The organism is Actinomadura spongiicola, from assembly GCF_003432485.1.
Taxonomy (GTDB): domain Bacteria; phylum Actinomycetota; class Actinomycetes; order Streptosporangiales; family Streptosporangiaceae; genus Spirillospora; species Spirillospora spongiicola.
This window is the reverse complement of record NZ_QVNQ01000004.1, coordinates 217031-242719: the sequence shown is the minus strand read 5'-3', so window position 1 is coordinate 242719 and position 25689 is coordinate 217031. Positions and strand designations below refer to the sequence as shown.

29 protein-coding genes are annotated in these 25689 nt (G+C 68.8%); 11 read left to right on the top strand and 18 right to left on the bottom strand.

What is annotated here, in order from left to right; translation table 11 throughout:
• Window positions 1–4 precede the first annotated feature (4 nt).
• From D0T12_RS13910 to D0T12_RS13900, 3 genes are read left to right on the top strand one after another with little or no spacing between them, the layout of a single operon-like run.
• Window positions 5–1072, top strand: a complete 1068-nt coding sequence (locus D0T12_RS13910; protein WP_117399981.1) for an acetate/propionate family kinase — start codon at window positions 5–7, stop codon at window positions 1070–1072.
• A gap of 40 nt (window positions 1073–1112) precedes the next feature.
• Window positions 1113–2366: a sigma-70 family RNA polymerase sigma factor gene (locus D0T12_RS13905; RefSeq protein WP_199487448.1), complete on the top strand. Its 1254-nt coding sequence runs from the start codon at window positions 1113–1115 to the stop codon at window positions 2364–2366.
• Between the two features lie 56 nt (window positions 2367–2422).
• Complete coding sequence (locus tag D0T12_RS13900; RefSeq protein WP_117399979.1) at window positions 2423–3202, top strand: SDR family NAD(P)-dependent oxidoreductase; 780 nt, start codon at window positions 2423–2425, stop codon at window positions 3200–3202.
• 344 nt (window positions 3203–3546) lie between these two features.
• Here the strand turns inward: D0T12_RS13900 and D0T12_RS13895 are convergent, their stop codons facing one another.
• Window positions 3547–3933 carry an ATP-binding protein gene (locus D0T12_RS13895; RefSeq protein ID WP_117399978.1) on the bottom strand — a complete coding sequence of 129 codons (387 nt, stop codon included), beginning with the start codon at window positions 3931–3933 and terminating at the stop codon, window positions 3547–3549.
• Window positions 3934–4094: 161 nt separating this feature from the next.
• On the opposite strand from D0T12_RS13895, the gene D0T12_RS13890 reads away from it, so the two are divergent.
• The 3 genes from D0T12_RS13890 (at window position 4095) to D0T12_RS13880 (ending at window position 5330) form a co-directional block, all read left to right on the top strand.
• On the top strand, window positions 4095–4901 hold the full coding sequence (locus tag D0T12_RS13890; protein ID WP_117399977.1) for a helix-turn-helix domain-containing protein: 807 nt from the start codon (window positions 4095–4097) through the stop codon (window positions 4899–4901).
• The gene (locus D0T12_RS13885; RefSeq protein ID WP_117399976.1) at window positions 4889–5077 is read left to right on the top strand and encodes a DUF397 domain-containing protein; all 189 of its coding nucleotides are present in this window, start codon (window positions 4889–4891) and stop codon (window positions 5075–5077) included. Before D0T12_RS13890 ends, D0T12_RS13885 begins: the two co-directional genes overlap by 13 nt.
• Window positions 5078–5144: 67 nt before the next feature.
• Window positions 5145–5330, top strand: a complete 186-nt coding sequence (locus tag D0T12_RS13880) for a DUF397 domain-containing protein (RefSeq protein WP_117399975.1) — start codon at window positions 5145–5147, stop codon at window positions 5328–5330.
• Between the two features lie 71 nt (window positions 5331–5401).
• Here the strand turns inward: D0T12_RS13880 and D0T12_RS13875 are convergent, their stop codons facing one another.
• The 8 genes from D0T12_RS13875 to yhfZ are packed head-to-tail and all read right to left on the bottom strand — an operon-like array spanning window position 5402 to window position 12947.
• Window positions 5402–6583 (bottom strand): phosphopentomutase, encoded by a 1182-nt coding sequence (locus D0T12_RS13875; protein WP_117399974.1) that lies wholly within the window; start codon window positions 6581–6583, stop codon window positions 5402–5404.
• Window positions 6580–7752 (bottom strand): alanine racemase, encoded by a 1173-nt coding sequence (locus tag D0T12_RS13870; RefSeq protein ID WP_117399973.1) that lies wholly within the window; start codon window positions 7750–7752, stop codon window positions 6580–6582. The genes D0T12_RS13875 and D0T12_RS13870 overlap by 4 nt, the downstream gene beginning before the upstream one ends.
• Window positions 7743–8834, bottom strand: a complete 1092-nt coding sequence (locus D0T12_RS13865) for an aminotransferase class I/II-fold pyridoxal phosphate-dependent enzyme (RefSeq protein WP_117399972.1) — start codon at window positions 8832–8834, stop codon at window positions 7743–7745. The genes D0T12_RS13870 and D0T12_RS13865 overlap by 10 nt, the downstream gene beginning before the upstream one ends.
• Window positions 8831–9757 carry a phosphotriesterase family protein gene (locus D0T12_RS13860; RefSeq protein WP_117399971.1) on the bottom strand — a complete coding sequence of 309 codons (927 nt, stop codon included), beginning with the start codon at window positions 9755–9757 and terminating at the stop codon, window positions 8831–8833. Before D0T12_RS13860 ends, D0T12_RS13865 begins: the two co-directional genes overlap by 4 nt.
• 1 nt (window position 9758) lies before the next feature.
• The gene (locus D0T12_RS13855; protein WP_117399970.1) at window positions 9759–11192 is read right to left on the bottom strand and encodes a YhfT family protein; all 1434 of its coding nucleotides are present in this window, start codon (window positions 11190–11192) and stop codon (window positions 9759–9761) included.
• Between the two features lie 37 nt (window positions 11193–11229).
• The gene (locus D0T12_RS13850; RefSeq protein ID WP_117399969.1) at window positions 11230–11586 is read right to left on the bottom strand and encodes a DUF2620 family protein; all 357 of its coding nucleotides are present in this window, start codon (window positions 11584–11586) and stop codon (window positions 11230–11232) included.
• Window positions 11583–11990 carry a transcriptional antiterminator gene (locus D0T12_RS13845; RefSeq protein ID WP_117399968.1) on the bottom strand — a complete coding sequence of 136 codons (408 nt, stop codon included), beginning with the start codon at window positions 11988–11990 and terminating at the stop codon, window positions 11583–11585. The genes D0T12_RS13850 and D0T12_RS13845 overlap by 4 nt, the downstream gene beginning before the upstream one ends.
• 27 nt (window positions 11991–12017) lie before the next feature.
• Window positions 12018–12947 carry a GntR family transcriptional regulator YhfZ gene (yhfZ, locus tag D0T12_RS13840; RefSeq protein WP_117399967.1) on the bottom strand — a complete coding sequence of 310 codons (930 nt, stop codon included), beginning with the start codon at window positions 12945–12947 and terminating at the stop codon, window positions 12018–12020.
• 133 nt (window positions 12948–13080) lie between these two features.
• Between yhfZ and D0T12_RS13835 the strand changes: the two genes are divergently transcribed.
• Complete coding sequence (locus D0T12_RS13835; protein WP_199487447.1) at window positions 13081–13776, top strand: LLM class flavin-dependent oxidoreductase; 696 nt, start codon at window positions 13081–13083, stop codon at window positions 13774–13776.
• Window positions 13773–14501, top strand: a complete 729-nt coding sequence (locus D0T12_RS13825; RefSeq protein WP_117399966.1) for a haloacid dehalogenase type II — start codon at window positions 13773–13775, stop codon at window positions 14499–14501. Before D0T12_RS13835 ends, D0T12_RS13825 begins: the two co-directional genes overlap by 4 nt.
• 704 nt (window positions 14502–15205) lie before the next feature.
• Here D0T12_RS13825 and D0T12_RS13820 read toward each other — a convergent pair.
• The 5 genes from D0T12_RS13820 to D0T12_RS34865 all read right to left on the bottom strand — a co-directional run bounded on the left by D0T12_RS13820 (window position 15206) and on the right by D0T12_RS34865 (window position 18923).
• On the bottom strand, window positions 15206–15451 hold the full coding sequence (locus tag D0T12_RS13820; protein WP_199487446.1) for a hypothetical protein: 246 nt from the start codon (window positions 15449–15451) through the stop codon (window positions 15206–15208).
• Between the two features lie 189 nt (window positions 15452–15640).
• Window positions 15641–16285, bottom strand: a complete 645-nt coding sequence (locus D0T12_RS13815) for a dihydrofolate reductase family protein (protein ID WP_117399965.1) — start codon at window positions 16283–16285, stop codon at window positions 15641–15643.
• A gap of 372 nt (window positions 16286–16657) precedes the next feature.
• The gene (locus D0T12_RS13810; protein ID WP_199487445.1) at window positions 16658–16978 is read right to left on the bottom strand and encodes a GNAT family N-acetyltransferase; all 321 of its coding nucleotides are present in this window, start codon (window positions 16976–16978) and stop codon (window positions 16658–16660) included.
• A gap of 220 nt (window positions 16979–17198) precedes the next feature.
• Window positions 17199–17840, bottom strand: coding sequence for a hypothetical protein (locus D0T12_RS13805; protein WP_147339507.1), 642 nt, complete (start codon window positions 17838–17840; stop codon window positions 17199–17201).
• A 708-nt stretch (window positions 17841–18548) separates the two neighbouring features.
• Window positions 18549–18923: a hypothetical protein gene (locus D0T12_RS34865; protein ID WP_147339506.1), complete on the bottom strand. Its 375-nt coding sequence runs from the start codon at window positions 18921–18923 to the stop codon at window positions 18549–18551.
• A gap of 403 nt (window positions 18924–19326) precedes the next feature.
• Here D0T12_RS34865 and D0T12_RS13800 point away from each other — a divergent pair, with 403 nt between their 5' ends.
• Window positions 19327–20580, top strand: a complete 1254-nt coding sequence (locus D0T12_RS13800) for an HNH endonuclease signature motif containing protein (RefSeq protein ID WP_117399963.1) — start codon at window positions 19327–19329, stop codon at window positions 20578–20580.
• A 212-nt stretch (window positions 20581–20792) separates the two neighbouring features.
• Here D0T12_RS13800 and D0T12_RS35330 read toward each other — a convergent pair whose 3' ends face one another.
• Both D0T12_RS35330 and D0T12_RS36530 read right to left on the bottom strand, forming a co-directional pair.
• Window positions 20793–20954 (bottom strand): hypothetical protein, encoded by a 162-nt coding sequence (locus D0T12_RS35330; protein ID WP_158581494.1) that lies wholly within the window; start codon window positions 20952–20954, stop codon window positions 20793–20795.
• Window positions 20947–21069 (bottom strand): hypothetical protein, encoded by a 123-nt coding sequence (locus D0T12_RS36530; protein WP_407642084.1) that lies wholly within the window; start codon window positions 21067–21069, stop codon window positions 20947–20949. The genes D0T12_RS35330 and D0T12_RS36530 overlap by 8 nt, the downstream gene beginning before the upstream one ends.
• 411 nt (window positions 21070–21480) lie before the next feature.
• On the opposite strand from D0T12_RS36530, the gene D0T12_RS13795 reads away from it, so the two are divergent.
• Window positions 21481–21921, top strand: a complete 441-nt coding sequence (locus D0T12_RS13795) for a hypothetical protein (RefSeq protein ID WP_117399962.1) — start codon at window positions 21481–21483, stop codon at window positions 21919–21921.
• A 579-nt stretch (window positions 21922–22500) separates the two neighbouring features.
• Complete coding sequence (locus tag D0T12_RS13790) at window positions 22501–22875, top strand: VOC family protein (RefSeq protein ID WP_117399961.1); 375 nt, start codon at window positions 22501–22503, stop codon at window positions 22873–22875.
• Between the two features lie 137 nt (window positions 22876–23012).
• Here the strand turns inward: D0T12_RS13790 and D0T12_RS13785 are convergent, their stop codons facing one another.
• Both D0T12_RS13785 and D0T12_RS13780 read right to left on the bottom strand, forming a co-directional pair.
• Window positions 23013–23840 (bottom strand): DUF6338 family protein, encoded by an 828-nt coding sequence (locus tag D0T12_RS13785; protein ID WP_233526042.1) that lies wholly within the window; start codon window positions 23838–23840, stop codon window positions 23013–23015.
• A 768-nt stretch (window positions 23841–24608) separates the two neighbouring features.
• Entirely contained in the window at window positions 24609–25454 is an 846-nt protein-coding gene (locus D0T12_RS13780; protein ID WP_233526041.1) for a transporter substrate-binding domain-containing protein, read from the bottom strand.
• Window positions 25455–25689: the final 235 nt, after the last annotated feature.

Genomic DNA, 25689 nt, shown 5'->3' with positions numbered 1-25689 from the left:
CGCTATGCGGATCCTCACGGTCAACCCCGGATCGAGCAGCCTGAAAGTGAGCCTGCTGGACGCCGACGGCACGCTCCTCGCCGAAGACTCGGGCGCCGGGCACGAGATCGCCGACGTCGTCGCGGGAATGCCGGCCCCCGACGCGATCGGCATACGTTTCGTGCACGGCGGACCCGCCTACACGAAACCCACCCGGATCGACGCAAAGGTCACCGAGCAGCTTCACCGCCTCTCCGACCTGGCCCCCCTTCACCAGCCCGCGTCCCTCCGGGCCCTGGCGGAGATCGCCGGTGTGCTGCCCGACGTCCCCGCCGTCGCGTGCTTCGACACCGCGTTCCACGCCACCCTCCCGGACGCCGCCGCCACCTACGCCCTGCCCGCCGCCTGGCGCGAGCGTTTCGGTTTGCGCCGCTACGGGTTCCACGGCCTGTCGTTCTCGTACGCCGTCCGCCGGGCGGGCGAACTGCTCGGCGGCGTCCCGGGTCGGATGGTCGTCTGCCACCTCGGCTCGGGCGCGTCCCTGTGCGCCGTCGCCGAGGGTCTGTCCGTCGACACCACGATGGGCTTCACGCCGCTCGAAGGGCTGATCATGGGGTCTCGGGCGGGCAGCATCGACCCCGGCATCCCGCTGTGGCTGATCAAACACGGTCTCTCCCCGGACGACGTCAACACCGCACTGGAGAACGAGTCGGGTCTCCGCGGCCTCACCGGCACCGGCGACATGCGCCGCATCCGCGAACTCGCCGAGGAACGCGACGTCAACGCCCTCGCCGCCCTGGACGCCTACCACCATCGCCTCCGCGCCTGCGCCGCCGCCATGACCGCCTCACTCGGCGGCCTGGACGCCCTGGTGTTCACCGGCGGCGTCGGCGAGCACGACCCGTCCGTCCGCATGCGCCTCGCCGAGGACCTCGCCTACCTCGGCGCCTCCATCGACCCGGACCGCAACGCCACCGCCGACGGCGACACCGACATCACGTCCGCCGACACGCGCGTCCGCACCCTGGTCGTGACCGCCCGCGAAGACCTGGAGATAGCGGCCGGAGTAAGGCGGGCCCTCATGACACCATGACCGTATGTCCGAAACGGCGTGCCTAGTCTGCGGAAAACCTATGCCCACCTCGGGCGGACGGCCGGGGCGCGCATCGCTGTACTGCTCACCCGCATGCCGCCAGAAGGCGTACCGAACACGTCAGACCCGTGACAGCGGAACCGTCCACGACCTGATCTCCGACATCGAGCGCCAGGTGAAGGCCCTCACACCGGAGCACCCCGAACCGTTCTACTCCGGCGTGAAGACCCTCTCCTCCTCCGTCGGCCGCCTCCACCACCTGGCCCGGGAAGCGATCCGTTTCGTAACGCGGGCCCCCGTGACGAACCCGGACGAGGCCGAGGCCGCCCGCACAAGCGACGAGTGGTCGTTCGCCGCGCTGGTCGAGCCGTACCGGCGCGAACTTCAGGTGCACTGCTACCGGATGGTCGGCTCCTACGACGACTCGGAAGACCTCGTCCAGGACACGCTCCTCAAAGCGTGGCGGAACCGGACGACCTTCGAGGGACGCTCCACCCTCCGCGCCTGGCTGTACAAGATCGCCACCAACACGGCCCTGGACTTCCTGCGCCGCAACGACCGGCGCCCCCAGCAGTACGGCCCGTCGCCCATCCCCCCGACCAACGACGTGACGCCGTCGCCGTTCCTGCCCTGGCTACAGCCCTTCCCCGACGAGGACCCCGAGACGGCAGCGGAAACGTCCGAGACCCTGGAACTCATCGTCCTGGCCGCGATCCAGCACCTTCCCCCAAGGCAACGCGCCACCCTGATCCTCCGCGACGTCCTGGGCTGGCCCGCCGCTGACACCGCGACGGCCCTGGACATGACCGTCGCGTCGGTCAACAGCGCCCTCCAACGGGCCCGTCCCACTCTCCGCGCCCACCTCCCCGCCAGTCGGCAGGAATGGTCGCGTGACACGAACCCGTCCGAGACCGAACGCGCCCTCCTCGACCGCTACATGAAGGCCGCCACCGACGGCGACACGACCGCCATGGCCGCGATGCTCCGCGAGGACGTCCGGATCACCATGCCCCCGAACCCCCTCTGGTTCGGGGGCCGGGACGCGATAGTCACCATGCTCAAGCAGACCTTCGACCCTTCGTCTCCCCACTACTTCGGACGCTGGAAGCACCTACCCACCCGCGCCAACGGCCAGCCCGCGGTAGGGGGCTACGTCCAACGCCCAGGTACCCGCGTCTACCGCGCCCAGGTCATGGATGTCCTCCGCGTCGAGGACGGTCTGATCGCCGAGATCACGTCGTTCGAGCCGCACCTGTTCCCGGCCTTCGGCCTCCCACTGACCGTCACCGATTAGTTTTCCGCCCCCATACGTCTCAACAACCGTTCATTCACACCGAACGGAGCGAGACCATGCTGAAGAACAAGAACGCGATCATCTACGGCGGCGGCGGTTCGATCGGCGGCGCGGTGGCCCGCACCTTCGCCCGCCACGGCGCGACCGTCCACCTGGCGGGCCGCACCCGCGAAACCCTGGAGGCCGTCGCCGCCGACATCACCGCGTCCGGCGGCCACGCCGAGGTCGCCGTCGTGGACGCCCTCGACGAGAAGGCCGTCGAGGACCACGCCCGCCACGTCGTCGACAGCTCCGGCAGCCTGGACGTCTCCCTCAACCTCGCCTCCCGTGGCGACCTCCACGGCACTCCGCTGACGGAAATGACCGCCGAGGACTTCCTCCGCCCCGTCACGACCGGAATCACCACGAACTTCATCACCGCCCGCACCGCCGCCCGCCACATGTCGAAGCAGGGCTCCGGCGTGATCCTCACCTTGAACAGCGGCTCCGCCAAGGGCAGCCCCATGATGGGCGGCACCGGCCCGGCGGACGCGGCGATCGACACCCTCGTCCGGAACCTGGCCCAGGAAGTAGGCCCGAGCGGCGTCCGCGTCATCGGCATCTGGACCGCCGGGCTCCCCGAGACGATGACCCGCAGGAACCTCGCCGAACACGGACTCGACATGGACGACGCGGCCTTCGAGGCCCTCCTGAACCAGCTCGCCGAAATGAGAATGCTCCGCCGCTCCCCCACCTTGGCCCAGATCGCCGACACCGCCGCCTTCCTGGCCTCCGACGGCGCCGCCGCCATCACGGCGACGTTCGTCAACGCCACCTCAGGCATCTTCGCCGACTGACCGAGCACGGGCGCCGGTCCCCAAGACCGGCGCCCTCACCTGATCCCGCAGAACGTCATCAAGGAGGTCCGCCACCTTGGTAACCGAGGAGCACAGGTACTGGACGCAAGGCCACACCTGGTAAACCCACCGTCCACGAACCCTTTTCGCACAGACGCTTACTGCCTCATGCTCAATACCCTTAGAAAAGACCCACAACGTCGGTGGCGACTCTACGTAGACCTTCAGAAGTGACCAGCCGCGCTCAGACATAGCAGACGCCAGTACGTCCAAGTGCCGTTCCGCGGTGGCGTGCCCGTACCGGACACGCCACCACCACATCACACCCGGCAGATTCGCCACTCTCACTCGCCGAGCCGCGCCCACGTCACTTTCCCGCCGCCGGGCAATACTCGGACGCCCCAGTCCTGGACGAGCATCGACAGCATGAGCAGTCCCCGTCCAGACTCCACGGTGCCGTCCCCGCCACCAACGACCGGAACCACGTCGGACCCGTCCTCCACCTCTACTACGGGTCGACCGTCCTCGATCAGAAGACGTACCAGGACGACTTCCGTGTCAGTGTGCTTATACACGTTCGTCACCAACTCAGTGACGACAGTACGAGCGGTGTAGTCATCACCGAGTTTCTGCTCGCTGAACACACCACCGACCCACGAACGCGCTATCCCCGGCGCACGCGCACAACACCGCATGGAGATTGCCCCGGCCTCGACGCCCATATCGATCATGGTCGGCCGTCCTTTCACAACGAGTTTGGAGATTGCCGACCCCATTCAGCCATGACAAGGCTACGCTGTGTGACAAATCGCAGGCCGCAGTCGACAAGTCACCCAAATGCAGACCATCCAGTTGATAGTCAGTTGGGCTGCACTTGAGAGAGGATGGAGTCATGGCTCCGCAGAGGAAGCGGGGAACGGTCTCGCCGACCCTGCTCGCGTTTGGTCGGCGGCTCCGCCGGTTCCGGAAGGCCAAGGGCTGGACGCAAGAGAATCTCGCATGTCGCGCACACAACGGCATGGGTGTCACCCCCCAGTACATCGGCGCAGTCGAAAACGGCCGCGCCCGTTGCACCCGGGAGTTCGCCGCGTCCCTGGACAGCGAACTCGGCGCCAACAACGAGCTGCTCGATCTCTACGACGACCTGGTCAAGGACGCCGCCTTCCCGCTCTGGTTCGACTGGTACCTCGTCGAGCCGGAGGCCGACGAGATCGAGTCTTACAGCCTCTCGGTCGTCGACGGCCTGTTCCAGACCCCCGCGTATGCCGCCGTCCTACTCCGAGATGAGGAGGCTGTCGAAGCGCGCATGAAGCGCCAGGAGGTCTTCGCCAGGAAGAATCCGCCGAAGTACTCGCTTCTCCTGGACGAGGGCGTTCTCTACCGTCCCGCCGGCAACGCCGAGATCATGCGGGAGCAACTGAAGCACCTGGCTACGATCCCTCTGGAGAGGGCTTCGATCCAGATCGTTCCGGCCAGCGCCGAACACGACGGCAACAGCGGCTCCTTCTACATCGCGACTATGGAGGACCGCACTCAGGTCGCATACGTCGAGTCCGGCGCCCGTGGGCTCACCATGAGTGAGCCGGAAGACCTGGCGACCCTCTCCCGAACGATGAAAGATCTACGCTCATTGGCACTACCAGTGAGCCAGTCCAAGGACCTCATACTAAGGACGGTGAAAGAAAGATGGTCGACCTGACCACCGCCACATGGCGCAAGGCATCCCGGAGCACGTCCAACGGAGGCGCCTGCATCGAACTAGCGCGCGTCAACGACACCATTGCCATCCGCGACAGCAAAAACCCAACTGGCCCCAAACTTCTCCTCACCCCCCAAAACCTCCAACACCTCACCCAAACCATCAAAAACAGCTAACAACCACAAGAGGTGCCCTCCGCACAAGCGGAGGGCACCCGCCCCAACACGCCCACAGGTGACTGAAATGGACCTGACCACCGCCACATGGCACAAGGCATCCCGCAGCACCTCTAACGGAGGCCAGTGCGTCGAACTCGCACGCATCGACGACACCATCGCCATCCGTGACAGCAAAGACCCCCACGGCCCCAAACTCCTCCTCACCCCCCAAACCCTCCACCACCTCACACAAACCATCAAAAACAGCTGACAACCACAAGAGGTGCCCTCCGCTCAAGCGGAGGGCACTCGTCCCCCACCAACACGGCCGCGACCGCTTTGTTACTGGGCGGAGGGTGGGAGGTCCAGGGCTTGGGCGGCTGTGACGGCGATGTGGGACAGGGTGGGGGCGTCCGGCAGCGTTGGCGATCGCGAGGGAAGTCCCGGGGCGTAGTGGAGGACGGGGACGAACTCCCTGGTGTGGAAGGGATGGCCGATCGCCGGGTCGTTGCCGTGGTCACCGGTGACGATCAGATGGTCGCCGGGGCCCAGCAGGTCAAGGACGGATTCCAGCCCGGCGTCGACCTCCTGGAGAAGCGATGCGTACCGCCGCGCGTCCTGCTGGTGTCCGGCCAGGTCGGTCTCCTGGACGTTCGCCACGACGAGCGCGTCGGCCGTGCGGGTGAGGGCCGTGACGGTCTCCTTGAGCACCTCGGCGGTCTCGACGGCGGGGCGGCGCAGGGCCTCCGGGGAGACGAGGATGTCGGCGGCCTTGCCGACGAAGGTCACCGGGAAGCCTGCGGCGGCGGCGCGCGAGGGGAGTTGGCGGGTGTGGTCGATATCGACGCCCAGGTGGGCGACGCGCAGGCCGTCGTGGACGTAGAAGCCCGAGGCGGGCGTGTCCAGGCCCGCCGTGCCTTCGGCGCCGGATCGGACGGAGCGCAGCAGCGGCTCCGGGCCGTGGCCGCCGACCGCGATCACCCGGGTCGTCGGGGCGACGCCGCGCACCGTCCGGGCGATGCCGAGGATCGCCTCGAACGGCAGGTCGTCGAGGCGGGCGCTGACGTTCCAGCTGAGCCCCGGGTCGGCTTCGAGGTTGTCGCCGACGACGGCCCGACCGTCCACGAGGAGGACGGGCGGGTCGTCCAGATCGCGTGTCTCGTGACCGGCCGACCGCAGGGCGGACGCGACGGTTCCGATGTGGTCGGCGAACAGGGCGGGGGCCGTGCCGCTCATGTCGGTGCCCATCATCGTCTGGTGGCCGGCGAACGTGTCCGCGCCGGTGTAGCCCAGGGCGGAACGCCCGGCGGCCACTCCGGGAAGGGCGGGGAAGTCGAGGCTCGGGTGCGCGTGCAGTAGTCCGAGGCCGACGGCGGCGAGGGCCGGAAACCGCGCGGTGCCGCTCGCGGCGTCCAGGACGCGGCCGAGGGTGTGGGCGGCGGAGTCGCCGGGACGCGGTTTCGCGGCGTCGGGCATGGCGCCGATGCCGAGGCCGTCGATGACGAGGACGGCGACGCGGCTCACCAGGGGTTCCCGTGGGTGTCCGACAGGCCGAGGAGCCTGGGCCTGCCCGACGCGACGCCCCGGAGCGCGCCGACCGCGCTGCGGGTCACGAACAGTTGAGTGCGAAAGGCGAGGACGACGGTGTCGCCCACCCGCGGCGGCGGCGTCGAGGACGGCGCGCCCAGCAGGCGGTAGTAGTCGATGTTCTCGGGCGGCGCGGGCTCCACCGGCAGGGTGAACGGCTCGCCGACCGCGGGGAACACCAGCGCCCCGACCGGACGTCCCCGGGGATAGAAGCCGCCGCCGAAGATCGCGGGACGGCCGTCCGGAAGGATGTGCGCGATCTCGGAGACGTACACCATGGCGGGGATCTCGGGCTGGGTGAGGTCGGCGGCGTGCAGAGGGGTCGTCCCGGTGAGGGCGTGACCCGGCTCGCCGTGCGTGACGCCGTGTGCCGCCAGCAGCGGAATGCTCGCGGCGGCCGTCACGCTGGGCGCGCTGATGGCACGGACCGGTGACCCCGCCGCCTCCAGCCGGGACCGGGCGGTCAGCAACGTCCGCAGGTTCGGGGTCGGGGCGATGGTGCCCGCCGACCCGCTGTACAGCAGGCAGGGGAACGAGGTGACGCCCTCCAGGCGCACGGCGTCCAGGTCATCGATCTCGGCGGCGAACTTCTCGATGTCGGGCAGGGGGACGCCGCCTTCCTGCCCGGGATAGAGCTTGTCGGCCGCGGCCACGACGCGGGCCAGCAGCGGCTGGGTGATGCCGAGGCGTGCCGCCGCGGCCGACACCGCTCGGGCCTGCTCGGCGCCGAAGACGGTGACGTGCTCGGGCCGCCACGCCAGCACCTCGTCCATGGCGTGGACGGGAATCTGAACCAGGTGACCCACGTTGCCGAGCCTCGCCCCGGCCCGCCGGACGGCGCGGGCGCCGCGCAGGTCGATGGCGGCCGCGGCGGGCAGGTGCTCCGCCACCGTCCTGACCACGTGCGGGTTGCGGCCCACGTGCTTGAACACCGGCCACAGCCGGACGCCGTTCGCGTCGGCCACGGCGGCGAGCGCGGCGGTGTTGGCCGCGACGGCGTCCAGGTCGATGAGATAGGTGTCGGGCGGGACGCGCCCGGCGCGGTGGAGCCCGACCGCGGCGTCCACGAGCCCGGGGTTACGCGCCGTCGTCGCGGTCAGGAACACCGGACCTCCCCCAGCGCGCTGTTCAGGATCTTGATGACGAGGTCGGGCCCCGACCGCATCGGGTTGATCCGGATCGTCCAGTCGGCCAGTTCCGGGTTCCCGGCCAGGAAGGTCTCGGAGAGGCGGTAGAAGAGCGGGGTGATCTCGTACCGGGAGTTGGCCCCTACCGGGTAGGGCGCCGCGCCGTACCGGGCGGCGGCCTCGATGACCCGCCGGGCGCACGGGGCGTCCAGCCGGACGAGTACGCACCGGTCCTGGGCGTTCGCGATGCGCACCTGCGCCACGCCGGGGACCTCACCGGCGGCGAGCCGTTCCGCGACCTCGGTGACGGCGGCGGACTGCACAGCCCACAGGACGGGGACGTGGGTGAGCGCGCGGAGGGCGTCGAGCGCCTGCGGTCCCTGCACCTGGCCGCCGCCCGAGTAGTTGTCGGCGTGGACGCGGTCGACGAGCTCGTCCGAGCCGACGACCAGTCCCACACCCTCGGGACCGAGCAGCTTGAACATCGACAGCGCCGACGCCTCCGCCCCCATCTCGACACCGGTGCGGGGCGTGCGGAAAGCGGCGTAGTTGTCGTCGACCAACGCCCGCACGCCCAGCTCCGCGTACTGGGCGATCACTTCGGCCGGGTCGTAGGAGTCGCCCGGAAGCTGCCGCGAGTGCTGGACGTAGACATGGGACGCCGCCGCCTCGGCGGGGGACGAGTGGAAGTCCGTCTCGATCAGTTCGAGGCCCATCGCCCGGAAGGCCGTCGCGGTGGTCGCGTACGCGGGCGCGGAATGCACGATCAGGGTTCGGCCGGGAGCGAGGGCGGCGGTGAGCATCGCCCTGATCGCGCCGCTGCCGGCGCCCTGGACTAGGGCGGCGGCCGGGGCGCCGAAGAAGTCGGCCAGCGCCGCCTCCGCCCGGCGCGTCGCGTCCGGCCGACCCCACCGCGGGGTGACGCCGACGTCGGGCGAGAACAGCTGCCATCCGTCGAAATGGTCCGCCACGCATTCCAGCAGCCGGAACTGCCGGGCCGTCGCCTCGTCGAGCGAGACGGCCGGCAGCGGATGGGTCTCGCGCAGGTCCGGCGCGGTCATCGAGCCTCCCCCGAGGTCAGGAACCGGATGGGATTGTCGTGCAGGATCATGCGCAGGGTCCCGTCGTCGACCCCCGCCGCGGCCAGCCGCGGCACGAACGAATCGAAGACGGCGCCGTAGCCGGAGCCGCCGTTCGCCCTGAGATAACCGGCCCTGGACACGTCGTTACTGAGCAGCAGGCGTGCCGCGTGCCCGGCCTCGATCAGATCCAGGGCCCGCCGGAGCCGCACCTCGTCGCTCTGGTAGGACGCCTTGCCGATCGTGTCGAACGCGACGTACGCGCCGGCGTCGGCGAGCCTGCGGTGGGTCGGCGCGTCGTCCAGCAGGTCCTGATGCCCGATGCTGATCCGGCCGGGCGCCAGACCCTCGGAGGTCAGGATGTCGAGCTGGACGAGCCCGCCCCGGCCCAGGTGCGCGTGGGTGGCGAGCGGCAGCCCCGTCCGGACGGCGGCCGCGGCCGACGCGCGAAGGCAGCGCTCCTCGTCCGCCGACGGCCGCTCGCCGCCCGTGCCGATCTCGCCGATCACTCCCGGCCGGATGCCGGTGCCGTCCAGGCCGTCCTCGATCTCCGTGACCAGCCGCCGCGTCAGGTCCGCGGTGCTCGCCCCCGCGACGTAGGGCGGGTGGAACCGTCCGTGGTAGAACCCGGTCGCCGCCACCACCGCGACTCCGGACCGCTCGCTGATGCGGGCGAGCGCGGCGGCGTCCCGTCCCATGCCGAGGCCGGTCAGTTCCACCACGGCCGCCAGGCCGTGCGAGCCTCGCAGCGCGGCCAGCTCGCCGCCGACCGTCTCCTCGTCGTCGAGGAGGGCGGCGGGATCCGGTGCCCGCCCGGACCCGCGCAGGTCGACGCGCAGGTGTTCGTGGACGAGCACCGGTCCCCGCGGTGCCGGGACCTCCCCGAGCACGGTCATCAGCCTCATGTCATCCCTTCAGCGGAGTGAACAGGTCGAGCCAGTGCAGGGCGTTCAGGACGATGCCCGCGACGACGACGGCCGCTGGGCCCGCGGCGAGCCGGACGACCGGCCGCCCGATCGCCTCGTTCAGCAGGTAGAGCCCGCCGACGAGGGTGATCCCGAGGCCGCCGCCCATCGTGGCGGCGGCGGCGATCGCGCCGAACAGGATGGCGATCTCCAGGGTCTTGCCGATCGCGTTGCGCAGGTGGTCGGAGGCGTCCCGGATCGAGGGGAGCAGCGCCAGCCCCCTGCCGATGTAGGAGAGCGCCAGGATCTCCACCGTGAACAGCACGGCGCCGCCGACCGCGGCCACCGCCACGTTGGGCGCCAGGTAGGCCAGCGGGTAGACGAAGGTGAATCCGACGATCTGGAACGCGCCGCTGGCCAGTGCGGTCGTGGCGATCAGCGGAAGGAAGCCGAACGCGCGGTAGAAGTCGACCTGGGCGGCCTCCCCGTAGTCGCCCTTGGCAACCAGGAAGCTGGTCGCCTCACCACCGCCGAAGACGTGCAGGTTGACCATCGCGGCGAGGGCGGCGCCGAGCACCGCGAACCAGGGCAGATGCCGCCGCAGCCGCTCGGCGTTGGCGCCGAATAGCGACGCCACCGGGTCCGCGGGGGGCTTGCCGTCCGGTCTGTCCTCCACCGGGTTCGCGGGGGGCCCGCCGTCCGGTCCGTCCTCCACCGGGATCCGCGCGGCACCGGGCGCGTCCGCCGGGCTCGCCGGGGGCGGGACGTTGGCGGCACGCCGGTCCCGGAGGTCCTTGACCAGGGCGAAGCCGAGCAGCATCAGCACGCCCGCGGCCATGGCCAGCGCGCCGGGGAACTGCTCCGGCCAGACCTTCATGGAGAGCACCACGAACGCGATCTCCACGACGAAGGTGATCGCCCCTCGGACCCGTCCGAACTGGCTCGCGATCGCTATCACCGGGAACAGCAGGAACAGGAACAGGATCGGCGTCGCCATCTCCTGCATCGCCGTGAGGAAGTCCACCGGCAGGTCGTGCGCCGCGTTGTTGGCGCCCGACAGCCCGAACACGACGATCGCGCCCCAGGCGCCGCCCAGGATCGGCGCCAGCCACCGGCGCGGCGCGAAGATCCCGAGGATGTCGGTCGGTAGGAACAGCAGCCAGGGGTTCAGCACCCCGGTCGACAGAGCCATCGGGGCCCCGAGCCCGAAGACGAACCCGGCCGACAGGCCGAACGACACCGCGGTCATCTCGCCGCGCCGGGTGTTGCCCCGGACGAAGTCCAGCAGGAAGGGACGGACGCCGTCGTTGAAGACGGCGAGCGCCATGTTCGAGATCAGCGCGGTGAGCGCGCAGACGCCGATGACGGTGAGGCTCTCCGGCAGGGAGAAGTCGAGTTTGTCCACCGCCGCGGCGGTGGAGAGGGCAAAGGGCATGGCTGCCTCCGAGGGGGAACAGGTCAGGACGGGCCGATCACCCGTCGCGCCGGTCGTGGATGGCCCCGGCCAGGATCGGGACGACCTGGTCGATCTGGTCGATCGAGAAGCCGAAGGCGACCCTGCCCTCGGCGAGTGCGGCCTCGGCCTCGGCCGCGGTGGCCTGGCCTCGGCCGAAGGTGAAGCACCGGGCCCCGCCCAGCAGCCCGACGAGCACGCCCAGGGAGCCCCCGGCCCCGGTGTGGCACGTTCCGATGTAGTAGTCGGCCTGACCGGCCATCAACCGCGTGGCCGCGTCCATGTCGTTGGTGACGACGACCTCGAAGCCCCCGATCTCCTCCAGCCGCCCTGCCACGTCGGCCTTGCCGACGCCGCCCACCAGGATCTTCGTCATCGTTTCGCCTCTCGTTGTCGCAGCTCTCGTTGTCGCAGCTCTCGTTGTCGCAGCAGGGCCAGATGCAGTGCCAGGAACCGGACCTCCTGGCCGGGCAGGCCGACGCCCAGCACGGACCGGGCCCGTTCCGCCAGCGCCGCCGCGCGTTCCATCGCGTCCGGGTGGGCGGCCAGTTCCGCCCGGACGGTGTCGTCCGCCGCGAACCCGGTCAGCGCCGCGCCGTCGCGGGCGCGCTGTAGGGCCATGAGCAGATGGCTCGTCAGCGTCCCGGCGCTCTCCTCGGTGACCTGGCCGCCCGCCGCGTCGAGCGCGTCCAGTTCGGCCCGTACGAAACGGCAGATCTCGGGTGCGACCTGGCCGGTCTTCTCGAAGGTCTCCAGCCGCTCGTTCAACAGCCGGTCCATGGGACGGCCTCCTCTCAGCGCGAAATCTCAGTACGAAGGCAGTCGGTCGCCGGTCAGGACGGCCTGCTGCGTGCGGGTCACGAGCTCGGCCGAGAGGCGGTCGCGCATCGCGTCCAGGGCGGGCGAGTCATCCGCGCGGACGGCGAGGACCGCGCTGGAGTTGCGGCCCGCGAGATCGGTGGAGGTCACCTCGTCGAACGGGATCGTCGTGACCTCCCCGTCGATGTGCTGGTGGACCTCATCGAGGTTCCACACCGTCGCGTCCACCTCCCCGCGCCGGAACAACTCCCCGAGCTGCATGTACGACGTCTCGACATACCGGACGGGCCGTCCGGCGAAGACGAGCCGGGTGAGCCGCTGCTGGTCGGCGGAACTGGTGTCGACGGCCACCGCCAGCCCCGGGTCGTCCAGCGACGCCCCCGCCCGCAGCAGCACACCGTGCGCACCGACGAACGTGCGTACCCCCAGGTCGGCGAGCTGGGCGATCGGGCGGTCCGCGCCGAACTCCTCGAACGCCAGCCGGGACACCACGATCAGGTCGGCCCGTCCGGCCAGCAGCGCGTCGAGCCGGACCTGCGCGCCCCGCATGAACGTCAGCGCGAACGGGATCTCGGCGTCCTCGAACGCCTCCCGCAGCCCGGTCGCCAGGCCCTCGTACCGGCGCGAGTACGGCAGCGGCATCGCGGCGAGCATCGTCCCGAGCCCGGCCAACTGCCACAGTCCGGCCCGGTCGACGGCCCGCAGGTACGTCCCGAGATGCCCACGGGCCTCGGTCTGCACCGCACCGGTGCTCTCCAGCAATTGCAGAGCCGCCTGCACCGTGCCGTTGCCGACACCGAGCCGTTCGGCGTAGTCCCGGATCCTCGGCAACCGCGAATCCGTGCGCTGATTGAGCAGTTCGGCCGCCAATTGCCGGGCGGTCATGCCGTTCCGCGTCAGAAACCGTGCGTCCAACATGCCCGAACAATAACCAGGATCCTGTACAAGGTCAATGGGCTACGCTCGAAGTCACGGTCGTACCGGCCGAAGGCCGCCGAGCCGGGGAGCTGGCAAGGTGAGCAGGGTGGGAGACTCGTGCCTGGGAGGTTTCATGCGTGCAGGTGTCGTGGTCACCGCACAGCCCGTTGTGGAGGACCTCGCCGTGCAGGCCGAGACGTGGGAGCTGCACGGTTTCCGGGTCCACGACACCCCGGTGGTCCACGGCGGCTCCTTCGTCGCCCTGAGTCTGTGCGCGAAGGCCACCAGCCGCATCGGAATCGGCATCGGCGCGACCTCACCGGCGCTGCGCTCGGCCCCGGCAGCCGCGCGTGGACTCGCCAGCCTCAACGCGCTGGCACCTGGCCGGATCATCTGCGGGTTCGGGACCGGAGACACCGCCCGGCGCGCGCCGGGCCTGCGGCCGACCACGGCGGCCATGAAGGAGACCTTCACCGCCTCATCGCAGGACCTCTGCGACGAACGCCGCGGCACCGGCCTGATCCCCTTCGGCCTGCTTGACCCCATCGCCTGGCACGCGCTCCACGACGCCCGCCATAACGCCGCCCGCACGACGCCGCACGCCCCCGACTTCCGCACGGAACCTCGGGCGGACCCCTATGTGATCACCGTGCTGCACGTCGTCGACGAGGACGAGGCCCCGGACGGCGACGCGGCCCGGGCGTCCCCGTTCCAGGTCATGCCGGAGGTCTTCGCGACGGGGTTTCCGGTCGGCCTTGTCGAGTGGGCCTGCATCGAGGCCGTCCGGCGCTACCTCGGCCGGCCGAGCGAACAGGCGGCCGGCGGATGAGCCCGCCGTTCGAGCCGGGCATGGTGTCGGCGCTGGCGGTCGACGTTTTCGGTACCACTGTGGACTGGCGCACCGGCGTCGCCGACCAGGTCACCGACATCGCCGCCCGGTACGGGGTGGAACTGGACGGAGGCGCCTTCGCCGACGCCTGGCGCGATCGCTATCTCCCGGCGATGGCGCGGGTGAACCGCGGTGAACGCGACTGGGTCTACCTCGACACGCTGCACCGCGAGTCGCTGGAGGAACTGCTCCACATCCATGGAGTCGCCGATGCGTTCGACGAGGAGGCGCGGCACCGCCTCGTCCGTGCGTGGCACCATCTGCCCGCCTGGGACGACGCCGTCGAGGGCCTGGCGCGACTGCGTCGCCACTACATCGTGGCCGCGGTGTCCAACGGTGGATTCGCGCTGCTCACCCGTTTGGTCAAGGCCGCTGGTCTGCCATTCGACTGCATCATCTCGGCCGAGCTCGCACGCGCCTACAAACCTCACCCGCGCGCCTACCAGACCGTCGCGGCGCTGCTCGACACCCCACCCCCGCGCGTTCTGATGGTCGCCTGCCACACCTGGGATATCGACGGAGCACGCCAGGCAGGCTTCGGCACGGCCTTCCTGCACCGCCCCCGCGAGAAGGGCCCACACCGCCCTGCCGACCAGGCGTCCGACACCTCCAGCGATCTCACCGTCACCGGCTTCGACGAACTCGCCGATCTCCTCCACCCCTGACCCCTGACGACTTTCCAAGCCGGGTGGCCAAGAGGTCTCCGGACGTCGCCCGGATCAACGTCCGGTTCGACTCAGGCACTGGACGCCTCACGGGACACGTCAAAACCTACGCGCCGCACTTGAGGTGGCGATACGACGTTGTTCGTCGTAAGGGGCGCGTGGGCGTTGCGGCAGTGCTCGGCCCGCTTGGGTCGACGGGCTTATGGTGGCCGCAATGTCGTGGCACGGCCACTGGTCGTCGGCTTCGTAGCGTCGTGCCCAGAGGGCAGCGCGGCGCAGGTACTTCCGCATCAGCATCGCCCAGGAGTTCGTTCGTTCGCTCGTACGAGTCGATCCGGCACCGCGACGGCCGTCTTGGTCATTGCCATGGCAGGACTCATTCCCACAGATGGCGCAGCGTGTGTTCCACGGTGTCGCCAGGTACGACAGAAATCTGGGCGCACCCCGCGGGCGCTGCCCAACCACCTTTGGGCATGCTGAGGCCATCATAAGCGCGGTGATTGAGCCTGCTTTTCAGGTCGGGGAGCATGCAGACGATTTTGACAACTTGAGATGCGAATGCGAACGAGGCGGGAGCGCGTCGCAAGTTGCGCCTCTTCTTCAGGCGACTTACTGCCGTGCGACTTCGGCTTCTCGTGTTCTCGGGCGGATTCACCGCTGACGACCTTTGAAGGTGCGAGGTCCCGGCACGACCGCCCATAATGCTACCTCGTGCACTCCCAGAGCACTTTCGCGGTGTACGCCCCCTCCTTCTTCCAGAGTTCTACGCAGTCGGTGAACCCGGCCTGCTCCGCCTGGCGCTTGGCATGGGCGCGAGCGTAGATGAGCTCGAGACCGAAGTCACTGCTGCCCTCTCCGAGGAACCGCCGGGTCTCCAGCGCGTTGGCGACGCCGCTACCGAGAGCGACGACAGCGATTACTGTAATCAGAGCAACACGTATCATGACCATGGGCCGACCGTAGACCGGTTTGTCCGGTTCGGCCAGGGCGACGGAGTGTTGCCGGGCTGTCGCGGGGCGTCCCCCTCTTCCGGTGAGGCAGGTCGTCGGGCTGTTGGCACCGTAAACCCCTAACTCCGAGGTAAGGCAAACCTGGCGGTTTTCTGCGCCGCTGAGACCGGCCCCGCGGCGGGGACGGCGTCACTCGTCGCGTCCGAGACCGCGATCGGGTGCGCTCATGTCCCCTGTCCTCGGCGTGCCGTCGGCGAGTCCGTAGCGCAGGTAGACCGTCCCCGTCGGGCTGGACACCGGAGGTTCGAGGAGCGTCAAGTTCGTGGGTACCGCGCCAGCGTCGAACACCTTTTTCCCGACACCGAGGACGATCGGGTGAACCCACAGGTCGAGGCGGTCGAAGAGCTTCTCGCGTAGAAGGGTCTGCACCAGGTCCAGGCTTCCGACGACCTTCACGTTCTCGTGCCGGTCACGGATCTCGCGCACCGCACCGGCCAGGTCCGGGCCGAGCTGCGTGGACCCCGCCCACGACAAGTCGGGTGTGCCCCGGGAGGCCACGTACTTCGGGACGCTGTTGAACAGCGTGGCGATCTCGTTGTCCTCACCGCCCTCCTGGTGCGGCCAGTAGGCGGCGAAGATGTCGTACGTCCGGCGGCCGAGTAGTAGGGCGTCGGTGCCCTCGTACGCGGCGCCGATCTGTGCCCCGGCGACCTCGTCCAGCAGGGGCGCCTGCCAGCCGCCGAACGGGAAGCCGTCCGGGTCCTCGTCGGGGCCTCCGGGGGCCTGTCCGACCAGGTCTAGGGTCGCGAACATCTCGATGTGGATGAGTCCCATGCCTTACTCCAGATGGCTACTTCGTTGAGTTGGTCGTCCTGTCAGGGAGGTAGACCTGAGAGCACTCGCGAACTCACCGCTGCGACGCCCCTGGGTGGCGCTTCCCCGATCGCCTTGCCGCGGTGTGCGCATCTGACGCCCCCGTTTCATGGCCGGCGAGCGCCCCTCAGCTTGATGCGCGTCGCGGTGAGCCGCTGATGTGAGCACCCGGAACGGCCATCTCTTCTCGGTGCGTCCGTGTTGGGTTGGCGTGCGTCAACGTTCCCACGAATCGGGAGTTCACTCTGCGTATGCGATCGATCGTGCAGTGGTGCGGTGGGTGACTGCCAGGCGGCTGGTCCGGCGAAGGACGGGCGACACTGTCTCTGGCCGCTACTGGGTGCCAGGTTCACGCAGGCCGACCGCGTCGTGTCGCCAGAATGGCTCCGCATAGACCAGCGTCCCTGTCATCCATGGCTCGTACTGCGGCAGTGCGACGACCTGGAATGCGGCATCGGAGATGCGCAAGGACGGGTTTCCAGAACCCCTGTCTCGACCAGGCGTGAATCCGAAGCGTGAGTAGTAGGCCGGATCGCCTTCCAGGAAGACGAGGGGGACGGCGCGCTCCGCGCAGATCTCCAAGCCGTGCCGGACCAGCGCCGAGCCGATGCCACGCCGGCTGTACTCCGGCCGGACGGCCAAGGGGCTGAGCACCCGACAATCTGCCCGTCGTGCTCGGCTACCAGTGAGAGCCGTTTCCGGGCGTGATGGTGTCTCGGAGAGTGTCGACTAGGTCCGCCACGACCTGGCCATGGTCGCCGAATGCTTGTAGGTGGACGTTTCGAACGGAGTCCGCGTCGCTCGACCGTTCCTCGCGAAGGTTCAACCCCGGAGGGTAGGGCGTCAGTCGTGAGCGTGTGATGAGTCGATGGAGCTACTCGGGCTTGTCCCGTTGAAGGTGGGAGGCCACCGCGCCGACGATGCAGACCGCAAGTAGTGCGGTCAACACCAGCAGCAGGGGATTGACGAAGCCGGGCACCGAGTCGGCGCCGCAGGTCGTGTCCGACAGGGGCTGCAGGCTCGTCGAGACGTCCGGCCGGTATCCCGTTCCCGAGAACCGGCAGGCGTCCCCGGGGTCTTTCGCCTCTGCGGTCGTGGTGCTCATCACGCCGTAGCTGTACAGGGCCACAAGCGCGAGCAACCATGTCCACACCAGTCGCACCCATGTCGTGCGCGCCGCCGCCTGCCCCGGACGGAGACCGGAGCGCACGGCCCACACCCCCGTCGCCACGGCGGCCAGCGCCACCACGGGCCAGGCCACGATCATCAGGAGTGCCGTCAGCAACAACGCTCCCAGCACCCCGATCGGATCGACGACGAGTGTGGTCACCAGGCCACCGCCTACGATGCCGAGCACCCACCACCGCAGCCGTCCGAACGCGGTCGGCCGCCAGGCGCGCAACGGCAACAGCACGGCCAGCGCCACCACGAGCAACAACAGCGTCACGGCGATCGTGCCGCCCGCGGCGTCCTCCGAGGCCGTGCTCCCGCCATTTGCCACCGCCACGAAAGTCATTGAGCCAAGTTAACCGGTCGGCGCCGGTGCCATCGCCCTTCGCTCAGAGCACCATTTCGTGCGGCTCCGTCTGCGTCCGGGCCACGTGTCGATTTGGTGCAACGTCTAATTGCTGGCCTCACCTTGTACGGCGCAGCCTCATGGCCAAGTCGCGCGCCCAGGTCACCTCGCAGTGGAGTAGCCGCCTGTGTCGTGAAGCGGTCTTCATGGTTCGGGCGATGGTGGCGGTGGGGGCGGCGCAGCGTACGGGGCCGCCCCTCCAAACTCAAGGGCGCCTTCGGCGTCGCTTCGCGATGGGACTCCGTCCCACCCTTGACTTCGGAGCCTCTGCGGCCCCTTGTGCAGGTTTCGTCGGGCAGGCTCCGCCTGCCCCGCCCGACGCGCCGCCCCCACCGCCCAGCCACGGACAGGAGTTGAGACGGCAGCCACGCTCAGTGATCTCAGATGTGCTGCTCTCGCCGGTAGGGCCCCTGGCGGGCGCGGAGTTGGTGGCGCGTCTCCAAACTGAACCTGGACCAGCGTTCACGATGATCAAGGATACGGCTGCACGGTCGGCTGGCTGGGGTGTAGGCGGCGGAGTCTGGTGACCGGGAGAGTGATTGATTGCTTGTTGTGAGCAGTGCCTGTGGTGGGTTTTTGGTGGTGGCCCGTCGCCGGTTCGTTGTCCACGGGGTGTGGTTCCTGTCTGGCGGACTTCCCGGCAGATCATTATGGCCGCGGTGGGTTCGGGTGGCGGTTCGGCTCTCCCAGGCTTTGGAGCAGCCAGGTGAGTCCGAGTTCACGGGCTGTATGCGCGGCGAGGCTGTTCAGCTGTTCGGCCTCGGCGCCCGGTGGGAGCGCGGCGGCGTAGGTAGCCGCTGCGGCAGCGGTCTGCGGGCGAGCGCCGAGCGTGGCGCGCAGGTGGTATGACAGGGTCTGCTCAGGCTCACCGTCGCGCTCCCCTGCGCCGATGACCGAGAGGACACGCTGCGCGACGACCTGAACTAGCCCGGTTGGCAGAACCACGAGAACTGATGGCCGCACGGTGACCACAACAGATTCCACAGGATTCCCCTCGATCTGGGCGGCGGCCGCATTCTGCATATGAGCATCCAGGACGGCCAGGTCACCGACCTCTACCTGATTTTCGCGGCGTTCTGGCCACCGTTCGGCCGAGAACAGCCCCAGCCCGTGCCGGTCGAGGGAGCCCAGACCCCACGACGACTACTTTGGCCCGCCTTTATGCACTACCTCGGGGGCTCGGCGGGCGGAGTTCAACAAGGCCTTCGAGCAATTCTCCCAACTAATCACCATGGAAATCAGCGCACCTCCGGTCAACAGGAACTCCCTCTGCGACTGGCGGAGGCTGGCATAGACGCAACATTCCTGTCTCATCAGCCTGATCCAGTGCAACGACATTGTGTGAGTGTTGGGCGGTAACAACAGTCTGGCTTGGTGGGACGGTGTTGGCGGGGCGTAGTGGGGGTGGGGGTGATAGAATTGGAACATGTGTTCGATCAGGGGAGGTTGGGAAGGGGCGTCCACTGCTGAGTTAGTGGGCGTTTTTTCTGCGATCGCAGCGGAACTCGCGCAGCGTGCCGTTCCCGACTCGGCGGCCGCATGTATGGAGCTTTCCGAGGCAATTGCGGCAGCCACCGACCAGGTTGAAGCTGCCCTTGCCGGGTTGGTGTCCGTGGTGGACCGCGCCGGAGAAGTGCGGCGGTGGGGTTACCCGTCCACCCAGGCTTGGCTCCGTCACCGGATGGGCATGCGCGACAATCGGGCCCGGGAGCGTCTCACCCTGGCCCGGCAACGTGATCGCCTCGATCGGGTGACCGAGCGTTGGGCCACGGGCGACCTCTCCCTCGGATACGCCGCCACCATCGCGGGTGCGGTCGCTCGCCTCGATGACGAGGACTGCCGAGCGGCCGAAGACATCTTGCTCGGTTTGGCCGACCAGGACTGTTCAGCCGGGAAGGTCGCCTCGTTCGGGAAGCGCATTCGTGACGTGATCGCCGAGCGGGACGGCAACGAGAGCCCAGACGGCGACATCAAGCGCGGATACGAGCGGTCCTGGATCGACTCCACCCGATCCTTGGACGGAGGCCGCTACATCAAGGGGTGGCTCAACGCGGAAGACGCCGCCATCTGGGACGGCACGCTCTCACCGCTCGCCAAACCGGCCGGAATCGACGACCACCGAGATCTCTCCGAGCGTATGGCGGCCGCGCTCACCTCCGTCCTGGCCGGTGGGCACAAGGCCACCCGGGTCACCGTCATCTGCGACCTGGACACCCTCACCGGCGGAACGACTCCCGCACGCCTCACCGACGGCAGCCCGATCCCGGCCGAACAGGCCCGCCGGATCGCCCTCAACGCCGGACTGTCCCCGCTGCTACTGGGCTCCGGCCAGCACCCTCTCTATCTGGGGTACACCGTCCGGATCGCCACCTCCGCACAACGCCGCGTCCTGCAGACCATGTATCCCACATGCGCCGTGCAGGGCTGCGAGGTCCCAGGATCGCTGTGCGAAGTCGACCACGTTCACGGCTGGGCCTTGGGCAGGAGTCCCACCGACATCGACAAGCTCACCCTTTGCTGCGGCTGGCACAACCGCTTCAAACACACCCGTCCGGATCAAATCGAGATCACCCGAGATCCACAAAACGGGTGCTACAGCTATCGGCTTCGTCCACCACCCGACCACCGCGCAATCCCGATTACCGGCCGCCCTCCCCCTTCTCGCCTCCAGGCCGCCTGACCAAACGAAAGCTGCGGATCCCACGGATCGCCGCAGGCTCGCTGCCCGGTCAGGAAAGAGCGATAGCCACTTGAGCCGGGAACTAGGTCAAACAGTAGGAATATCCGGTGGGCTCGAGAACACCCCTACTTGGAGCCTGGCGCACGTGAAGGCTTTGGCGAGTTTCTTGTAGCGAGTAATAGCGGCTGCGAGGAAGAGGAAGACGCCGCCCATCAGCGCCGCCGTGTCCCGGCACGGCCCGCAGCGTCGCCGGGTCCGACAGCGGCGGCGGTCTCGCAACTGGCGGCACGGCTCGGCATCGAGCCGCCGACCGGTCGCGGCTCGGCGCGATCCTGCTCGGCGGCGCGGCTGCCGTACCCGCCCTGCTCAGACATTGAACAGGGGGTCGTGGCGTTCATAGCGGACGGTCGGGCGCCGGTAGCCGAACAGCCGGGCCAAGGTTCGTTCGATCTTCCAGCGATGGCGGCCGAGCCGCTCGCTGGACTCCACGCTGGCTCGGGTAATGCGTGGCACGATCCCCGTGTTGGCGCGGCCAGGTCAAATGGTCAGCGCGGTCATAGGCCCTGTCGGCACGGACCTTGACCGGCCCCGCGCCGTGACCGGATCGCCGGTAACACCATCAGCAGCGGCTTGAACCCTGGCCGTCGAGCACGTTGGCAGCCGAGACCGCGACCAACGAACGCGGCCCGGCGGCATCGGGCAGCGCGTGAAGATCGCCGTCCATCCTGCCCCGATCGACCGGATCGGGGCCGGTCAGCGCGCCCCCTCTTCGCCCGGACAGCGGCGGCGTCCACGATCGCCGCCGCCCAGTCCACCTGCCCACGCGCCCCGAATCACGCACGACCCGGACGTCGCCGCCGGGGCGCCGCGCCGGGTCCGCGTCCTCGACGGCCGGATCCAGTGGCGGGCGCCGAGGTCGCGCAGGGCCGCCCCGACGGCCGAGGCGGACGCCTCCGTGCTGGAAGACGAACCCGATGTGGCGGGCGCGCAGCGCCGTACTTCGAGTTCGCGGGCGCGGACTTCGAGCTGGAGGACGAGTACGTCAACACGATCGCGGTGAACACCGCCCGATCCACCCACCGGCGCCAGCCCGTCACCCTGCCGACGCGGCGGTCGCGGCGCCGCAACTTGCCCGGTCCTACGGCGCGGGGCTGGACTACCGCGGCTCGATCGCGCTGGGCGCCGTTCACTGCACCGGCGGACGATCCCTACTCGGAGTCGTTTGCGCTGATGTTGGTGGCGGGAGGGAAGGCCTTGTACTCGGGATTCCGGTACGAGGACTTGTTCGGCCCGCGTGCGCGGGCGTTGATGCCGCTCGTGGAGGCCGGATACCTGGACTAGATTTTCGCGCGGACGGGTCAGGCCAGGCTGCCGGGTGCGGAGTACGCCACGCAGTGGGAGAGGGAGACGCTGGCCCCCTGGCGGCGTTCGGACGGGCCGGTGCAAATGCTTCGGGGACGCTATGACGAGGTCTTCTCGCAGGCCGAGGCCACCAGGGCCCTTCATGCGAGGCTTCGGGGCTGGGTTGCGATGCGCGCCTCGAATGGTTCTGACCGACCATGACATGGTGATGCCGGTCGCACAGCGGACCGTTCTTGACTGGCTCGCCACCCCTTGAAGGCCATAGTGGCTCGTCCCGGGGCGGAGGCCTGGTGGTCGATGGGGCGCTTGGTGGTCAGCGGGCTGTGACGAGTCGTCCAGTGGCTGATTGCTGTCTGGTGGCGTAGTCAACGAAATCAAGTAGGGTCACGAAAGTGAACACCGGACCGGCGCTACGCCACGCACAGACGGGTCTTCCGGTGGAGGGCTGATCGCACGGCGGGCGCGGAGAACGCGCCCCTTCAGTTCGGCACGCGGACCTCCTGGTGCTCGCGCACCGCGAGCCCGTTCTTCTTGTCGAACAACAGTGAGGCCAGCCGAGTGACAGTCACGTTCAACCACACCATCATCGCCGCGAAGGACCGCAACGAGTCGGCTCGGTTCTTCCGGGAGTTGCTGGAACTGCCGGAAGCACCATCCTGGGGCTTGTTCACCAACATTCAGCTCAACGACGGTGTACTGCTTCAGTTCGCCGAGCCGCCGGTGGAGATCCAGATGCAGCATTACGCGTTCCTGGTCGACGACGAGCTGTTCGATCGGGCGTATCGGCGGCTGTGCGATCGCGGCATCCAGCACTGGGCCGATCCGCAGATGCGGCGACCGAACGAGATCAACGACGAGCACGGGGGTCGCGGGGTGTACTTCAAAGACCCCGCCGGTCACGCGATCGAGCTGATCACCCGTCCGTACCTGTAGCCGGGACGATGCCTGGTCGGGCCCTTGGAATCCGGCGTCCGACCAGGCGGCCCCCGCGTCCGTGCCGGCGACGCGAGACGGCATGTCGATTACTCGGTCGACGTTGGCGTCGAACCACTCGCGGTTCACCTGGGCGGTCAGGAAAGGGTGCTGGACAGGGCGCCTACCAGGGCTATCAGGATGGTTTGGGCCACGAGGGCCTTGGCCAGGGCGCGGGGGGCAAGACGGCGCTCGTAGCAGCGTTCGGCGAAGGTCTTGAGGTGGTCGGTGAGGTTGACGCGGGGGGCGGAGTGTCGCGCGGGGACGCCGCGGACGGTGACCGGTGGTGGGGCGGGTTGTTCCTCGATGGGGCGCAGCAGGACGCTCGTGACCGCGCGGGTCGGGACGATCATCTGGTCCCAGTGGAGGGCGTCCAGCGGCAGCGGTTTCCCGTGGCCGTCCAGTTGGAAGATCGGGCCGTAGAGGACGATGAAGGGGGCGTCGGTGTCGCGGGCGGCGCACTCCTCGCCCAGCATTCCGCGGTACGTCTGGCCGCTGTTCAGCGTGACCTCCAGCTCGATGTCACGTTCCGAGTAGTCGGCGCGGGCGGGTGTGCGGACGACCGCGGGAAAGGGGACGGGACGGTTTTCCAACCTTGCCAAGAGAATTGCAGCAAATGCGGACAAAGTTAGGGAGAACGCGAGAAAGCTGGCCACCGACCAGGCGGCCACCAGGGGTGAGTGCAGCGTCGCGGCGTTCTCGTCGAGGAGGCGGCGCAGGCTGAGTTGCGAGTCGCGTCCGAGCAGGCCGAGGACCATCAGCGTGACGGTGGTGATCAGTGTTCCGGCGATGGCCACGCGGGCGAACTGCGGCCGCGCGATTCCCGTTCGGCTTCGGGGGCCGCTGCGGAGCAGATCGAAATGCAGACCCGGAACCGTTGCCAGAGCCAGGAGAGCAATAGGCACGACTATGGAACTTTCAGTCATCGTCACCCCTAGCCCGCATTGGGGGTCCATGAGCCCCCAAATCCTCCCAGTAACCCCCTGGAATCTCAACATCACGACGCGCTGACATACCGGGCCGTCGAACCCCGTCCGTGGGGCGGTGCGTATCAGCGGGCGCACCGGGCGTTACCGCCGCCTGTGACAAGGGTGGTTCGCGTGAAATCGGGCTTGCGGTTGACGGAGCGCTACCTGCTGGTGGAGCGTCTCAATGCCCGTCCGGGCGGCGGGGGGCTGGAGGTCTGGCGGGGGTCCTCGGCGGCCACCGTCCAGAGAACGGAGTCTCGGCCGGACGGGGTGGCCGAGGCGCTCGGGCGGCGGCGGCCGATCGTGCGCCGAGGTCCTGTCGTGGGTGAGATCCGGTCGGACGTCGCCATCGACCTCAACGATGTGATCACGAGGCTTGAGGGCGACCTGACCGGCAGGGTGAGCCGCCGTGTCGTGTACCGGCACATCGCCCAACTGAAGAACAAGATCGTGAGCGTTGGGGCGCCGGGGAATGGTGGCTGTAGGGGGCGTGGGGCCGCTGGTACCGGTGCGGATTGGACGGCAGTTGGAATCCAACCGATCGACCGTATGGAGGCCAAGGCGAGTGAGGGGTCGGCCTCCCCGGGGATCGTGGCCGGAGTTTCGGGAGCGTGCGCTTTCGCGTGGGGTCGCCGAGTGGCTGGACCGTGTTCTGGCCACGATCCAGATGTGAACGGCGGGCGGGGTGGTTGTTCGCCGTTGCCGGTCGCGGGGGCGGGTTCGGTGTCAGTCGCAGCCCTCGAACTGGGGGATCTCGATGATCGACAGGTCGAGGCCGGTGCCGTCGAACCATTTGCGCATCAGCTTGGCCGCCGTTCCGTCCTGGTACATCTGTGTGATGGCGCGGTTGAGTGCCTCGCATCCGTCGGGGTCGCCCCGCTGGAGCCCGATGCCGGTGTTCTGTTCGCTGATCCGGGCGTTGATCAAGCGGAAGCCGTGGCCCTCGCGCCGGACGAGTCCCGCCAGGATCACGTCGTTCGTCGTGATGGCGTCCACCCGGCGGTCTTTGATCATGGCCATGCACTGGTCGTAGTCCTTGGCGGGGACGATCCGGGCGGTCATTCCGTGGATCGCCAGGAGCCGTTTCGTGGGGTCTGCTCCCTCGACGGCGCAGAACCGGCGACTCTTGAGATTTCGCACGCCGTTGATTCCGCGTTCGTCCGACCGCACGAGGACGTCCTGGTACGAAATGTAGTACGGGCCCGCGTACGCGATTCTCGTCTTGCGCTCGGGGGTGACCGACAGTGTCGCGAGGACCATGTCGGCGCGGCCCGAGGTCAGGAGCGGTATCCGCTCGGACGCCAGCGCCTCGACGAACCGGACCTTCTTTCCGAGCCTGTCCGCCACGTATCGGGCCACGTCGATGTCGAAACCCTCGAAACGTCCGTCCGGGGTTCGCGACCCGAGGCCGGGCAGGTCCGGGCGCACGCCGACGACCAGGGTGGACTTGTCGAGGAGGGACTCGTTCCCGCCCTGTCCGCACGCGGTCAGCAGCCCGCCCGCCAGGACGGCGACCAGCGCGGTCCGCACAGCCGTCACCCGCATGGCGGCATCCAGGAGAAATTCCGCCATTCCACCGCATTCACCATGCCGTCACGATAGAGCGTCGGGGGCTCGGCGGGACAGGTGCGGCGGATTCGGGCTGCCGCGCGAAGCCACTGGTGGTCGTGCCATTTCTCCGTTCGGTTCGGTGACGCTCCTCTGACGACTGTGTGCGATCTGTGCCGCACCTACCGTTGCGCTTTCGCGGTGGCCGACTCGGCGTGCACAACAGGCACCTCCTCCGGATGAGGTGCCTGTTGTCGTG

What these genes read in the sequence shown, in the direction of transcription:
- D0T12_RS13910 (WP_117399981.1), top strand. Translation starts at nt 5, where the DNA reads ATGCGGATCCTCACGGTCAACCCCGGATCGAGCAGCCTGAAAGTGAGC.
- D0T12_RS13905 (WP_199487448.1), top strand. Translation starts at nt 1,113, where the DNA reads ATGCCCACCTCGGGCGGACGGCCGGGGCGCGCATCGCTGTACTGCTCA.
- D0T12_RS13900 (WP_117399979.1), top strand. Translation starts at nt 2,423, where the DNA reads ATGCTGAAGAACAAGAACGCGATCATCTACGGCGGCGGCGGTTCGATC.
- D0T12_RS13895 (WP_117399978.1), bottom strand. Translation starts at nt 3,933, where the DNA reads ATGATCGATATGGGCGTCGAGGCCGGGGCAATCTCCATGCGGTGTTGT.
- D0T12_RS13890 (WP_117399977.1), top strand. Translation starts at nt 4,095, where the DNA reads ATGGCTCCGCAGAGGAAGCGGGGAACGGTCTCGCCGACCCTGCTCGCG.
- D0T12_RS13885 (WP_117399976.1), top strand. Translation starts at nt 4,889, where the DNA reads ATGGTCGACCTGACCACCGCCACATGGCGCAAGGCATCCCGGAGCACG.
- D0T12_RS13880 (WP_117399975.1), top strand. Translation starts at nt 5,145, where the DNA reads ATGGACCTGACCACCGCCACATGGCACAAGGCATCCCGCAGCACCTCT.
- D0T12_RS13865 (WP_117399972.1), bottom strand. Translation starts at nt 8,834, where the DNA reads ATGACCGCGCCGGACCTGCGCGAGACCCATCCGCTGCCGGCCGTCTCG.
- D0T12_RS13860 (WP_117399971.1), bottom strand. Translation starts at nt 9,757, where the DNA reads ATGAGGCTGATGACCGTGCTCGGGGAGGTCCCGGCACCGCGGGGACCG.
- D0T12_RS13855 (WP_117399970.1), bottom strand. Translation starts at nt 11,192, where the DNA reads ATGCCCTTTGCCCTCTCCACCGCCGCGGCGGTGGACAAACTCGACTTC.
- D0T12_RS13850 (WP_117399969.1), bottom strand. Translation starts at nt 11,586, where the DNA reads ATGACGAAGATCCTGGTGGGCGGCGTCGGCAAGGCCGACGTGGCAGGG.
- D0T12_RS13845 (WP_117399968.1), bottom strand. Translation starts at nt 11,990, where the DNA reads ATGGACCGGCTGTTGAACGAGCGGCTGGAGACCTTCGAGAAGACCGGC.
- yhfZ (WP_117399967.1), bottom strand. Translation starts at nt 12,947, where the DNA reads ATGTTGGACGCACGGTTTCTGACGCGGAACGGCATGACCGCCCGGCAA.
- D0T12_RS13835 (WP_199487447.1), top strand. Translation starts at nt 13,081, where the DNA reads ATGCGTGCAGGTGTCGTGGTCACCGCACAGCCCGTTGTGGAGGACCTC.
- D0T12_RS13825 (WP_117399966.1), top strand. Translation starts at nt 13,773, where the DNA reads ATGAGCCCGCCGTTCGAGCCGGGCATGGTGTCGGCGCTGGCGGTCGAC.
- D0T12_RS13820 (WP_199487446.1), bottom strand. Translation starts at nt 15,451, where the DNA reads ATGGTCATGATACGTGTTGCTCTGATTACAGTAATCGCTGTCGTCGCT.
- D0T12_RS13815 (WP_117399965.1), bottom strand. Translation starts at nt 16,285, where the DNA reads ATGGGACTCATCCACATCGAGATGTTCGCGACCCTAGACCTGGTCGGA.
- D0T12_RS13805 (WP_147339507.1), bottom strand. Translation starts at nt 17,840, where the DNA reads ATGACTTTCGTGGCGGTGGCAAATGGCGGGAGCACGGCCTCGGAGGAC.
- D0T12_RS34865 (WP_147339506.1), bottom strand. Translation starts at nt 18,923, where the DNA reads ATGCAGAATGCGGCCGCCGCCCAGATCGAGGGGAATCCTGTGGAATCT.
- D0T12_RS13800 (WP_117399963.1), top strand. Translation starts at nt 19,327, where the DNA reads ATGTGTTCGATCAGGGGAGGTTGGGAAGGGGCGTCCACTGCTGAGTTA.
- D0T12_RS35330 (WP_158581494.1), bottom strand. Translation starts at nt 20,954, where the DNA reads ATGTCTGAGCAGGGCGGGTACGGCAGCCGCGCCGCCGAGCAGGATCGC.
- D0T12_RS13785 (WP_233526042.1), bottom strand. Translation starts at nt 23,840, where the DNA reads ATGACTGAAAGTTCCATAGTCGTGCCTATTGCTCTCCTGGCTCTGGCA.
- D0T12_RS13780 (WP_233526041.1), bottom strand. Translation starts at nt 25,454, where the DNA reads ATGGCGGAATTTCTCCTGGATGCCGCCATGCGGGTGACGGCTGTGCGG.